10 protein-coding genes and 1 pseudogene are annotated in these 13,098 nt (G+C 53.2%); 2 read left to right on the top strand and 9 right to left on the bottom strand.

The window, feature by feature from the left end; all coding sequences use genetic code 11:
• Window positions 1–198: 198 nt before the first annotated feature.
• Window positions 199–570, bottom strand: a complete 372-nt coding sequence (locus H4684_RS17960) for a helix-turn-helix domain-containing protein (protein WP_192624796.1) — start codon at window positions 568–570, stop codon at window positions 199–201.
• 206 nt (window positions 571–776) lie between these two features.
• On the opposite strand from H4684_RS17960, the gene H4684_RS17955 reads away from it, so the two are divergent.
• Window positions 777–2,015 carry a hypothetical protein gene (locus tag H4684_RS17955; RefSeq protein WP_192624795.1) on the top strand — a complete coding sequence of 413 codons (1,239 nt, stop codon included), beginning with the start codon at window positions 777–779 and terminating at the stop codon, window positions 2,013–2,015.
• Window positions 2,016–2,079: 64 nt separating this feature from the next.
• Here the strand turns inward: H4684_RS17955 and H4684_RS17950 are convergent, their stop codons facing one another.
• From H4684_RS17950 to H4684_RS17915, 8 genes are all read right to left on the bottom strand, one after another.
• On the bottom strand, window positions 2,080–3,072 hold the full coding sequence (locus H4684_RS17950) for a Wadjet anti-phage system protein JetD domain-containing protein (protein ID WP_192624794.1): 993 nt from the start codon (window positions 3,070–3,072) through the stop codon (window positions 2,080–2,082).
• Complete coding sequence (locus tag H4684_RS17945; RefSeq protein WP_192624793.1) at window positions 3,069–6,689, bottom strand: ATP-binding protein; 3,621 nt, start codon at window positions 6,687–6,689, stop codon at window positions 3,069–3,071. The genes H4684_RS17950 and H4684_RS17945 overlap by 4 nt, the downstream gene beginning before the upstream one ends.
• On the bottom strand, window positions 6,686–7,429 hold the full coding sequence (locus H4684_RS17940) for a condensin complex protein MksE (RefSeq protein ID WP_192624792.1): 744 nt from the start codon (window positions 7,427–7,429) through the stop codon (window positions 6,686–6,688). Before H4684_RS17940 ends, H4684_RS17945 begins: the two co-directional genes overlap by 4 nt.
• Window positions 7,422–8,729 carry a hypothetical protein gene (locus tag H4684_RS17935; protein ID WP_192624791.1) on the bottom strand — a complete coding sequence of 436 codons (1,308 nt, stop codon included), beginning with the start codon at window positions 8,727–8,729 and terminating at the stop codon, window positions 7,422–7,424. Before H4684_RS17935 ends, H4684_RS17940 begins: the two co-directional genes overlap by 8 nt.
• 188 nt (window positions 8,730–8,917) lie before the next feature.
• On the bottom strand, window positions 8,918–9,121 hold the full coding sequence (locus H4684_RS17930) for a helix-turn-helix transcriptional regulator (RefSeq protein WP_192624790.1): 204 nt from the start codon (window positions 9,119–9,121) through the stop codon (window positions 8,918–8,920).
• Window positions 9,122–9,184: 63 nt separating this feature from the next.
• A complete protein-coding gene (locus H4684_RS17925; protein ID WP_192624789.1) occupies window positions 9,185–10,780 on the bottom strand; it encodes a hypothetical protein in 1,596 nt (531 codons plus the stop codon).
• Window positions 10,780–11,175: a plasmid mobilization protein gene (locus H4684_RS17920; RefSeq protein ID WP_192624788.1), complete on the bottom strand. Its 396-nt coding sequence runs from the start codon at window positions 11,173–11,175 to the stop codon at window positions 10,780–10,782. Before H4684_RS17920 ends, H4684_RS17925 begins: the two co-directional genes overlap by 1 nt.
• 694 nt (window positions 11,176–11,869) lie before the next feature.
• Window positions 11,870–12,616, bottom strand: a complete 747-nt coding sequence (locus H4684_RS17915) for a Fic family protein (RefSeq protein WP_192624787.1) — start codon at window positions 12,614–12,616, stop codon at window positions 11,870–11,872.
• 278 nt (window positions 12,617–12,894) lie between these two features.
• Between H4684_RS17915 and H4684_RS17910 the strand changes: the two are divergent.
• A pseudogene (locus tag H4684_RS17910) lies at window positions 12,895–13,098 on the top strand (hypothetical protein); the annotation flags it as partial.

The raw sequence follows: 13,098 nt of genomic DNA, 5'->3' as shown, positions 1-13,098 counted from the left end.
TGGCCACTGATTCCGGTCTCAAAATCGTCGGAATCAGCTAGGAAATTCGTAGCGGAAGCGACTGAATAACTCGACATATTCCATCATAAAAAGAGTCAATGTCGTGGCTAGAAATAAACTGGGCACCCTCGACATCGAACTGAAAAGCCGTTCAAGGCTCCTCTTCTACCATCAGGATATTCTTTAAAAAAACAAGTATTACTTTTTAATATGACCCAAAAACCTCCCAATCATGAGCTCAATTTCACCAGAAAGAGCTTTCAAAACATAATCTCCATCTTTTAGTTCAAAATCATGTTTTTTTTCTACATAATTTTTAATTAAGACATTCATATCCTCATCATCTTTTCTCATTTTATCCGCATATTTTTCTCCGAAAACAATATAATTTAGATCCAGATTATATTGTTTTGCAATCAATATAGCCCATGCTGCCGGGAACGTGTTCCCGGTTTTCTGCTTCGACACTGAAGCGCTCGATATCCCCAAAAACTCTGCAAGGTTCGTGGACGTCTTGAGATCAGTCTGCTCGGATATCCGCCGGAAAACGTCTTCGAACTCCAAATCCATGCCCGCTCGACTCATCTAGCCCTCCCGATTTTTCATCTTTTCCCTAAATCAATTCAGAATAAATCTAAATAATTTAACTATATTATGAAAATTATCTCAATTTAACGCAATTATTTTAAAATATATATTGACAAAACTAACCTAGAGCTATATATATCCATCTCATAAGTCAACTTTTTTAACCAAAAACAAACAGGAGATTTCTTATGAGCAAGAACAAAAAAGACAACAACCTGGTCCCGTTTGGAAGGTACGAAGGACAACCCATCGAAGTCCTTTTGGCCGAGAAGTCATACTGCGCTTGGATGGTTGGCCAGGCCAGCATCCGCGAGCAGTATCCTGAACTGTGCGACCTTGCATTCAAAGAACATGGACCCGGCCTCAAAACGCCAAGCCACAACAGAATGCAGGCTGAATATATGACCGAAGAAGTGAGCTTAAGATTGTTCTACATGGTCAATCCGAAAATCTTCAATCACGACAAAGAATACTATGTACATAATCTCAACGATTACTTCGCTGACAAGATGCCCATCGTCAAGATGGTATGCGAACGCATGAACAACAGAATTTCTGAAATCAAAAAAATGGCTATTGAGGTAGCTTCAATATCGGAGAATTGGAATAAGAACGAAAAAAAATCATTCACCATCCCAGTTTCTCCATTCAAAAACTATACGGACGGAAGAACGCAGGAAGAATTCTTGTTCAGCACTCCTGCAAGTTTGATCGTAAGCAATCCGGAAGAACTTTACAGGAACACTGTCCGGGACTTTGATTTGTTTTATGCATTTTTTGAAGAATTCAGATCGTACTTGGCTGAATCACAGTTCAAGCAGATCAGCCCTTGCAAGACTTCGTTCGAGAAAAAGTTCAATGATGTAACCATTGAAATCACATATCATGAAGAAATTAACCCGAAATTTTCAGCGCGTGTCGAAAAATTCTTCGAGCGTGCATTGCACAGATATCCCACTGGAAATAATGAAAAGCACAATTACCCCGATTTTTTGCTTGCAGACTGGAGATATGCAAATCCGAAAAAAACCAGTGAACTGTATTACGTCGAGCTCAAGCCAAGCATTGGCGATGACTACCATATGGTTTTGAACCAGATATCGAACCGTAGGGAACAGAACAAGAAGAATATCCAGCAGAAAAGATCACAAACCGTGAGATATCTTCTTGTTATCGGCGCCTACGATGGAACCGGCGTTAACTTTGAGAATGTCAAAAAAATCTTCAATAACGAAGAAATTGATGTCGTGCTGGAAAAAGACATCGACAATGTTAAGCTGCCGAAGATTGAAAGCGATTTCAGAATCAGTCCTTTTGAAATCCCTGCTTTGAATGAAATTTTCAACGACCTTGATTCTGTGAAAAAAACAATTCGCAGCGCGAATGAATTTTTTGCAGATAGAAGCAATCGCGCATCAGGATTCTAATCAATACAAATACAACACTATGCAGCTGCGTGTCATAAAGTGCACGCAGCTGCATAGTGCCCCTTCAGAAAAGCACCCCGTCCAAGGGCATCACGCGTTTCCTGAGCTGGTAAAGCACCTGCTCCTGTTCAGCCTGCAGCTTATGACGTCCACCCCACCTCGCCAGAACCTTCGCCTGGTCGCCGCGCAACGATCCCTCCCTGAATGCTCTGGCGCCCTGCCATGCAGGCAGGTCGGCCTGCAGGAGTTCCAATGTTTCCTGATTCGGAAAGAACTCCCCGTCACGCTCCGATGCGACGGACAACCTGTCGAATATGGTCAGCCCGTCAGGATCGAAATCTCCGAAGTGAACCCAGCGGCATGAGGCTGGAGCCGATCTGAGCCATGCGGCAACTCCTCGGGAGGCATATCCCCCCGTGTAGACGAGGAGCCCGGCAGGAAGGGTGAGTTCCAGAAAGGGAGAGAGGTTTTCGCAGGTCATGATGAAACAAAGGCAAGAGAGGTCGTACTGCTGGGGGCCGGCATGAGAGGACATCAGGACGGCCTGTCCCTGGTATTTCGTGACCTCGGACAAGTCCGGGCCTCCTGCAGTGTGCGTGAGCGGAGAAAAAGCTTTGAGCCGCAACTCTCCGCGGCTGGGCTTAAGGGCGAGCCAATCCTCGTAGATTCGGGACAGGATGGAGACGGAGCCGATGTGCTTCGAGTTCCCGAAGAGCTCGGCGCTGAGTTGCTGTCGCCAGACCAAGCCTACTGCCTGCTCGGTTTTTTCCAGGGCCATGAGCAGGCGAAGACAGTCTGCCGCCCGATCGGTGATCCGTAACCCAAGCCCCATGGCCGCCGCCAGTGATTCGGCTGAATCCAGCTTGGCAAGGGCGTCCGAAAACTCGGGCGTAGCAAGCAGACGCTGCAGTTCTTCCTCTTCGACCAACACGGCGCTGTTCTTCTCACGCCGTACGATCCCCGCCCGCTCAAGCATGGCAAATTCGACGTTCCAAGCCACCCTGCCCCGCTCAAGCAACCCTCGCCAGGCCAGACATCTTGCTGTCAGGTCCTTCACGCAATTTCTCCGGCAGGCTCGTCATCGTCGTTTCCTGCGGCAACGGGCTCAGCCGCCTGCGGAACATACACACCTACATGGGTCACGCCCTGTGGCAGCGCCGTCAGAATATGCGTCAACGAGTCGGGGATGTTGAGCATTCTGGGCAAGGCCAGCACCAGCTGGCACTCCACCCTGTCCAGCAGGTCGCGCACGGTGTTCATGGCCCGCTCATCAAGACGCTCGGCCTCGTCCAGGGCCATGAGCAGGATGCCGCTGCCGCGATGCTGGCCCGAGTCCGAGCCTTCATAGAAAAGCAGGCTCAGGCAAATGGACAGGTTGATGCCGAGGCCCTCACCGCTTGAAAAACCGCTGCGGCGTTCACGGCCTTCGTCGTCCTCAATGGCCCAACGCAGGCGGACATAGGTTCGGTAATCCGTGATCTGATCGTCTTCGAGTTGCGCGCCCTTGGCATGGCGGGCGATGATCTCCCGGATCTGATCCAGGAATTCACGTAAGCCCACAGCCGATCCGGACGAAAAGAGCGACAGCTGACCGGTGCCCCGCAGATGCTTGAGCCCCTCGTAGGCGGGCTCATGCACTTTCTCCAGATACACCTTGCGAACCTTGCCAAAGCCCAGGTTAGAGAGGATGTCGTTGATCCTTTGCAGCTTGCGGGTCAAGGCGCGGATATCGGCGTCCACATTGTTGCGAATCGCTTCCACGTACCCACGCAGCTTGCCTTCGATCTTCGCCAGTTCGTCGCGCAGAGCCTTGAGCTTCTCTTCCTCGCGATCAAGCTCAACGTCGGGAGGCAGCAGCATGGTCAGCACATCGCCCACCAGCTGATCGGGTTCCCTGTCCCGGGGCATGGCCAGCTCCTGGCCGTATTCCCGGCAGACAAGCTCCAGCTGCCCGGTCAGGGCCACCCTTGCCTCGGCCCAGGCCTGCCGGGCCTTGTCGCGCCTGGCCTCGGTCCAGTCTCCGTGGAGGGCGGCGGGATCTTCGGCTGGATAATACCGACCCCACTGGGCTGTGGCCTGCTCCATTTCCAGGACCGCATGGCGAAGCTTGCCGGACATGTCGTTCAGGGTAGTGGATCGGTTCTGGACATCAGCCCGCAGTTTGCCCAGCTGCTCAGCTCCGGCGCGAATTTTCCCCTTGATGGAGTCCAGTTCCTTCTTCAGCTCCGCCACCCGCCGCGCCATGAGTTCGGCCTGGGTAAAATCGACGCGGCCCTCCAGGACATCGAGGGGCTCATCTTTTTCCAGGCTTTCGCGCTGGGCTTGGGCTTTGGTCCTTGAATTCTCGGATTCCCGCCGCTCCCGCTCAAGCTCGGTCTGCCGCTTCTGAAATTCTTCCTGACTGGTGCGCAGCCGCGCGAGGTCCTCTTCCAGGGCTTTTACCTCTCGATCCAGCTCCGCGATCCTGGCGCGCACGGCATCGAGCTGCGCCGGACTTTCCGCCAGTTCGAAGGACTGGATGCGGCTTTTGAGCTTCTCGACGCAGTCATGGCAGGCCTTGGTCCGGGCCTGGCCTTCGGACACTACGCGGACCCGCTTGGCCAGTGCCTCCTCAAGCACCACGCTCTCCCGGTCACACAGGGCGTCCCAGGCCCCGAGCACTGCGGTAAGGCGCTCTTCCAGCGCCCGCTGGGAAGCCCGCTCGGCTTTGAGGCGGGCCATGGTTGAGTCGCATTCCTCCAGTTCCCGAGCAAGGGCGATGAGCTGTTCCGCACGCGCGCGGCTGGACAACCAGACTGAGCCCTGCGGCTCGTACCAGGCCAAAGCGCCCCGCCCGCCAACCGCAGCAGCGCGGCTCGCCCAGTCCTCTTCCCCGGCCTCGGAGGTGACCACGAAAACCCTGTCCGTTCCTTCCAGCTTGTCCAGAATCTCGGCACCATCCCTGGGGCGGATTGCCAGAGCAAAAGGGCCAAGACACGTCTGCCACGTTGCGGCCTCCTGGACGTCGAGCTGGTCAAAATCCATGGCCACGGGATCGGCCAAGCCCTGATCGACCATACGCTGCGCCTCGGGCGGCAGGGGCGGACGGCCCTGGGCCAGGGTGTCGCGCAACTGCTGAATACGGCCGCGCTCGGCGACAAGCTTCTCCTCCTTGAGGCTCAGACGGATGATTTCATCCTTGACGGCGCGCAGTCTGGCTTCAGCATCCTCACGCTGGGGAGGATCGGTCACCGCGTTTACCGCCACCAGGCCCTTCCAAAGCAGCAAGGCCTCTTCATGGCGTTTCGTGCGGCGGCGCAGTTCCGTCAGCTGTTCCTTCCACGTGGAGAGAAGACGCAGTTCCTGAAAAGGCCCGTCCCACTCGTTCCAGACCTCGATGACATTGAAGGCGGAGCCAATCTTGCGGCCCAAAATTTCCGCAGCCCTGGCCAGATCGGCCTCGAAGCTCCGCCAGGCCGTCACATCCTTGGCCAGCTGGATTTCCTGCCCGGCCACCCGTTCCCGTAAAACCAGAAGCTCTCTCCATTTGGCATTGCCAGAAGTGATTTCCTCCGACACGACGCGGCATTTCTCCGTGATGCCCGCCTGTTCGGAAAGAATGGCCTGAAGACGCTTGTCCGCCTCGGCCAGCTCCTTGCCAGCGGCCATGTAATCCTTGTGACGCCGCAATTGGGCATCCAGCGACGATTGCTGTTTCTGTAGAAGATCGCGTTGAGAGGAAATCCCGGACTCCCGCTCCTCCAACTTGCTCAAGGCGGTCTGCTGTGCCTCCAGTTCCTGCTGAGCCTTTTCCTGCTCCGCCCGGAGCCTGCCCTCCTGCTGTCGCAAGGCTTGGACACGCCCCGAGGACACCACAAGGTCGGCGGCCAGGCTCTCACGGCGCGCGCTATCCAAAGCAAGGCGCAGCTCCTCAAGTTTAAGCCGCGTCTCCCTGAAGCGGACCAGGCGCTTGAGGCGTTCTTCCACGCCGCGCCGATCGTGCATCAGCTTTTCCACGTCGCTGAAATTCATCTTCCTGGCGGGCGGCGGGCAGAGCATGTCCTGCAGAAATGCCTGCAGGTCCGTCAGGCGCGGTTGCGTGATCTGCCGCCACAATCCGGCGAAACTCTTCTTCTTGCCGGGCCGCATGAGCGGGATGGGCAGGATGCCCTGCTCGTGCAGAAAAGAGTGGTAATCATCCACGCGCTCAAAGGGCAGGTAGTCGGCCGTAGGGTTGGCCTGCAGGATCCTGCGCGAGAGGACCTGGAAATCCGGAGTAATGGTGCTCGTCTCGGGGTCGAGGAACAGGCTTTCCTGAAGCGGCACGCGCCGCAGCACAAAGGGCGAGAGGTCAAGCTGCTCGCCACTGGGGCGCACGGCCAGGCGTACGCCCATGGCCGTGACCTCCTCGTGCCCGGCGATACCGATGGCCGCCCAGGCCACACGCTGGCGCAGCTGGCCGATGATGGAGCGGTCGTTCTGGCCCGAGGCCACGTTCATGGAAATGTACTGCTGGTGGCAAAGGATCACGGTCTGGATGGCGTCCAGGAGCGTGGTCTTGCCCACGCCGTTGTTGCCGGACAGGACTGTCAGGCGTCCGTGCAGGGGGATCAGGCTGCAAGGGAAGAGTTGATACCCGACGAGGAGCAGTTCCCGGGCCCAGATCGGATCAGGGCTGAAAAAAGGCAGGTTCATTCGTCCTCCGCCGCGTCGTCGCTGTCATCGCTTTCCGGTTCAGTCTCGAATCCGGCCCACAGGGTTCTGACCACACCGAGCAGGTCGGTCGCCTCGCTGCCCTGGTGCAGGAGCGCGTTGCGGCTGATCTCCAGAAAACGCTGCAGGCCCGGCAGTCGGTAGACCTGAAGATCCCGCCACTCCGCCCGGACAGAGGGTCGCAGCTCCACAAAACGGTAGCGAGCCAGCTCGTTCAGGAATGTGCGGATGGCGTCGATCATTTTATCGCGATTCTTCTCCGTCTCGGCCCGCTGACGACCCCGCCCTTGAACAGGCAGAAAGACCGGAACAAGCATGTTGAAATCAAAGTTCGAGAGAATCCGCCCCGCCAGATCGGCGGCCGGGACTGACTCCTGGCCGTCAACCCCTTCTGTCACGAAATGCCAGGCCAGAAAGATGCCTAGGAAGGTCGCCCCGCGGCTGAGTCGTTCGGCCTTGATCTTTCCCCACTCGGGCTTGAGATAAAAGAAGCTCTCGCCCCCAAGGTCGCTGCGGCACAGCCTGTATCCCAGGAAAGCAAAGAAATCCTCCCAGTCCGACTGGTTGCGGTCCAGAAAGCGGAACTCGGGCCCCATGAAGGGGTCGATATGCTCGCCGCGTTGCAGGCTGTGGATGATGCGCCGGGACAGGGCCGGCGAGGCGAAGAGGACATTGCCGTCGCCCTCGTCGGGCATGGGATCTTGCATTGGGACGTCAGACATGGGGCGTGTCCAGGATGACGGGTTGCATGAGAGTGGGCCCGAGAGCTTCCCACTGGGCGTCGGCAGTACGGACCAGGATGGCGGGCGTCCAGGCCGGCATGTCATTCAGGAGGTACCACAGGGCCAGGATTTCGGCATCGGGATCGGCCGCGTTCGGAGCCAGGAGGCTTCGAATCCACGCGGCAAGAGGCCTGGGCGAGAAAGGGGTGGAACTCCATTGCCTGCGCGCCTCGTCAAGAAACTCGCCGCGCCACGGCGCCTGGATGTTCCTGACCGGCTCGGGCACGAAGGCGGACAGTGCCGCCAGCGCCGCCGGATCGAGGGTGACAGGGGCCTGGTTCTGGGAAGCGCCGAATTCGAGGCTGATGGCGCACGGACGGTTCTGTCCGACCACAGGCATGGTCAGGGGTTCACGCAGGGCCAAGCGCAGCAGGTCGAGCTGCAGCCGACCCAAGGCGTCGCGACGGGACAGGGAGCCGACGAAAGATTGATAGGAGACGCACTGCCGCACGAACCTAATGAGATTTGCAAGCATGCGCTCGATGCGGTGGCGCATCCCTTCCAGAAAATCCAGCGCCCGCCCGATGGCGGTGCGCAGCTCCGGCTGGGAAAAACGGTCATGGCATTCCGACAGCGCAGCCATGAGCGGCATGTAGGCAGAGCCGTCCTGGACCGCATCAAGCAGTTCGTCCAGATACTCGCGCCCCTTGCGTACAGAGGCCAGGGCCTCCTCGAAGGCCTGTTCGTCCTGCCCACTGCCCAGGCGCTTGGCGGTCTGCTCCTGATCAAGGAGCCCCTCTTCTATGGACAGGAGCTTGTACTCGATCTTTTCTCGAATGGTGCCATGAAAGAAATGGGTCAGCCACTTGGCAAGTTCAGCCGGATCACCCTGCGTCATCTCCTGGCGCAGTGAAGCATGGGCCTGGTTCAAAAGAGTACACAGGTCCTCGCTGCCAAAGTCGGCATCTTCCAAGAGGTCCCGGGCCAGACTGCGGCCAAGTCGAGTCAGGCAGTACTCTTGCGCCCGCGAATCCGTCACCGAAGTGCGCACCATCCTGAATCGCACCAGCCGGTCAATGACCTGGGCCGGCTGGGAGACTTCATCCTCCATGCCGAGTTGTACCGCAGCATGGGAAAGCTGCTGCCGCAGTTCGCGGTCGGAGATCCTCGCCGCCTCCGTGGCCAGTTCCCTAAAATACAGCCAACCGACGAAAAGCAGGTCCTGCTTGGAAAGCTCGAGCCCACGCGGAAAGCGGTTGGCGAGGCTACTCAGTTTAAAGATGATGTCCTGCTGCTGCATGCCGACAGGAGATATACGGATTGCCGGTCGGGGTCCACTGCTTGAGATTCCGGATATAACCCCTCAGCCCAAAAGCAGGCACAAGAGGCAGAACTTTATCCCCAATTCCCTAAAATCGAAAATCATCAGAATGCCGACATCATGAATGATTCAAACTCTCGAAAAACTTACCGTGCTTTATTTATGGATTAATTACTACCACGGAGTGGATTGACTTTGCAATTCTCTACAAATTTCATCAAATCATCAGACAAATACCTTACACTCCGTCCGCACTTAATATAAACAGGTGGCTTACCAAGATGACGCCATTGCTGAAGAGTTTTGACGCTAATATTCAAAATATTTGCAACCTCATGCTCATTGTACACTTTCTGTTCATTTTTAAACATAGAAACCTCTGCATTGTTTTGATATAATTTAATAAATATAACTTTTTTAATTTTATCACAGATTTAGAAACGCAAAGAAATATTTTTATTACACTTGTCATCACTTACATCATGCGAATCTTCCATATCGACACGATTCAGGCAATTAATACCGCCTTCTTCATAATTTAACGACAAAGAAGCATCTTTTAGTGCGGAAACATTTTGCTCAAATTCTACAGTATCTTTGAGGAGCTTGAAGTATTCTTTTCGCAAACTTCTGTAAAATTTTTCAAGATTAAACAATAATCGTCCAATTCTTTCAATTTCGAGTCCAATTCCGCATACATACTCTGCAACATTTTCATGAAAATCTGATCTATTTCTGTCATAAATTACCTCTGTATTTTCAAAAAAACTTTCCCATTGTCCGCTTCGTACGGAGATAGCCCCTTCAGTCCGTCCTTTGACTCTATTTCTAAGAACAGCCCGGATGGTTTTTGTACTACCTTCATATTTTGCGGAAGACTTGCGATAAAATCCTTTGCTTGGTCCAATTGCTTCCGGTAGTGGGTCACTTCCGCGACAAGAGCTTCCCTTTCCCTTGTCAAGCCGCTTACAGAGTCGCGTATCAGAAACATTGTAAAAAAACCCATTCCAATCACGCCGATAATAGCCAATAGCCCAGTCATTAAGGCTGCGAGCCACCGCTGTCGAAGTATGCTTTCCAAAGAAGCGGTCCGCGCTTCGATTGAGGTCAATCCCGCGTTCAAGTTGTTCACGTGTTGGTCGAAATCGCTTTTTATTGAACGCAGCCCTGCTCTGACATGCTTCCTCAAATCGTGCATAAGCGCGTCGGCTTGCTCCTTCATCAATTTCGCCATCTCTTCTTTCCGGGCCTCGTTCTGGGCTCGCAAGAAGGTCGACAGATCTCCAATGTTTTTCATAAATTGCCCCTACTAAACGCACATTTCTCCCCGTATCGGGATTTTTAATGCTCAAATGCCGCCGGCCGTGATGAGCCACCTCAATCCCGCGCCCTTCAAGCGCAAGGACCATTGATTCCCGATCTTGGATTTCCCCAACCTGAATCCCGCCCAGTATATAATCGTGCAACTCGTCACGCATGTCAGGCTTAAGAAAAAGCCCGCGTATTTCGGCGTCTGCTTGCAAATATGCTCGCCAACCAGGCCGCAACAATCTGGCCCTAGTCGGATCTTCAGGACGGGCCCATCCGTGTTTAATATTCAGCCAGTCCCGCAAAGGATAGAAATCGCCCGCCCACCCAGGCGGAGCAATGTTCAGGCGCTTACCCGTTGTCAGATCAACCTGAGCGGTGAGTGTATGGATGTGTACACCACCTCTATTATCCCTGTGCAGAATCTCACAATGAGCAACCCTCTGCATGTCTAGTCCTGCAAATGCCAAGAGGCGCCACAAGAGCATAGTTTGCTCTATTTGCTCTTCAGTCGGATCATCTTCAGGAGACCACGCAAGAACCCCGCTAGTATAACAGTAAGAACTATTTAATGCGTTTGCTACAGAAGCAACATGATCAGGATTTCCATAAAATACTCTCACTTCTTTGCGCAATTCACCATTCCAGTCATGATTCCTCAGAAAGTAATTTTTTGCTCTCTGGGCATCGCCCTTTCCATATTTAAGAAATTTTATGAGCATTATGCCGCATCCTCTACAATTTCACCGCAAACGAACTTAGACAAAACGTTCTGAACCGCGTTAAGTTCAATCAAAATTGAAAGAGCATCAACACGATCCATGTTCAACTCAGCCCAGCGCGCTAACTGATTCAATCTGTTACCGACCATGACAACGTTCTGAATCAAAACCGGGTCAGCTTTGGGGACAGATCGGCAAGGACGCTTGGGCGGATCCTTAGGCTTCTCAAGCTTTACCTCATCGGCAAGAAGGAGGTTGCGAAGAAAAGTTGCCACAGGCATATTTCGTTCTTGTGCCGCAGCAGTAATCAATGCCTTTTCATCTGCGTTAACCGCTATCGATATCTCTTTATCACGTTTTTGTTTGCGACGCCGTGTTGGTATTTTCGAACTCATCTTTCTCCCCTTTTTTTGTTAAAATCCCAGTGATGTTAGCCAGAACCCGCACCATTTCTTCGAAGCAAAACCTTGTGGCTCGCCTAGATTTAAACAAAACTAAAAATTTATCATAATATCAAACTTAAAAATAATTGCAAGAAAAATATTTCATTAACTAACCCCATCTAAACAGATAAAATAATCAAAAATTATATTTCATTAATATTCAATAATAAATATTAACGAGACAATATTATACAATTATCGACTAACTAAATTCGATATAAATACAAAAGTACAAAATTATTAATTAAAATAAAAATTTTACATGAATATTAATTCTAAAAAATGAATATTACACAGGAATAACTATCTCCCATAAAAAGTAAACAGCACAGAATTGAGGACTATATCAAGCTTTAAACTTTTTGCAACAAAAATTTTGCGTAATGACTAAAAAAGCAGGACTTCGAAGGCTTGAAAATTAAAATTGCTCAGTAAAATCAAAGAGATTGATCGGTGACTTTTTTTGAGCAGCATTGAAAGATATCATTGCGTCATGACCGGCTCAGAATGGATTGTGGCCACGCTCGCCACCAACGGCAGGAGCGCATCACGGCCCGTGTATCAGCCATGAAGTCCTCGACAAACGAAAAGCCCCAGAGCTTGTGGCTCCGAGGCTTTTCGTTTGTTGTTAAATGGTGTCCGCCAGCTAGGCTAAGCCGAGCAGATACCAATAGGGCTTGAAACTCTGCTCGACCAGCTGAGCAAGCTGCTGGACGAAAGGACCATAGTCCGCGTCCTTCCCCGCTTTGTCCAGATGTTGGTAATACTCGAGTCGATCCTCCACCGGGATGATGGCGGTCGGAAATCCTGCCCTCATGAGTTCCAGGTTCATGGCAAGCCTGGAAGCCCTGCCGTTGCCGTCCCGAAAGGGATGGATGATGACCAAGTCGGCATGCACCTTGGCAGCCCTTTCCACAGGATGAAGCATCTGAGCCTCGCCACGGTACCAATCAAAAAAATTCTGCATGTGTTCATCGACAAGGTGATGATCGGGCGGTGTATGCCCTGCACCGGTGATGATGACGTTACAGCCACGATAACTCCCGGCTTCGTTGTCGAGCCCTCGCATGACAAGCTGATGAAGATCCTTGAGACCGCTCTCATCGAGCAGGACATTCTTCTTCGCGAGATCTTCCAGATGGGTAATGGCGTCGGCATGGTTGACGACTTCGAGATGATGACGCAGCAGTTTCCCGCCGATGGTCAACCCATCCTCAAGCACCACCTTGGTCTCTGTGAGGGTAAGAGGGTTCCCCTCGATGGCGTTGGAATGGTAGGTGTACCTCAGCACAATGTCCTTTCGCAGACTCCGAAAGAGGTCCGGAGCAAGCGGGCGATGCTCGTCAAGCGTGGACTTCAGGGCGTTCAGAATGGCGAAGGCGTCATGATGCATGGTATGTCCTTTTTTTGGCTTTCGGGTTTGGTAAAAGCCCTGCCCGTCCATGTCCAGCGAACCAACTGTGAACGGGCACCCCTATAGCGCCAAACCGTGGGCACCCTAATAGCGCCATTTCGTGGGCACCCTTAATGGAGCCAGTTCATGGGCACCCCTAATGGAGCCACCCCGGGCTTGAGAGAGCCTTAAAAACACTTCGCTCGGACTTCCTCAGCGTTTATCCCCTTTCTTCTAACACACAAGGAGGAAGGGAGATGGCCAACAGGAGGTTCGAAATGTACGAGATTCGACACGTCATCACACGGATGCGGCTTGGAGAGTCCGACCGTGAGATACAACGTGCTGGCCTCATGGGCCGGCGCAAGGCCGGTCAACTACGAGCGATCGCCATCGACCAGGGCTGGCTTGACCCAAGCCGCCCCCTGCCACCCAACGAGGACTTGGAGGCTCTCGTTCAGTCCCCTCGCATACAGCAGTCG

The organism is Desulfomicrobium macestii (genome assembly GCF_014873765.1).
In the GTDB taxonomy this organism is placed as follows: Bacteria; Desulfobacterota; Desulfovibrionia; order Desulfovibrionales; family Desulfomicrobiaceae; genus Desulfomicrobium; species Desulfomicrobium macestii.
This window is presented reverse-complemented; position numbering and strand designations above follow the sequence as displayed.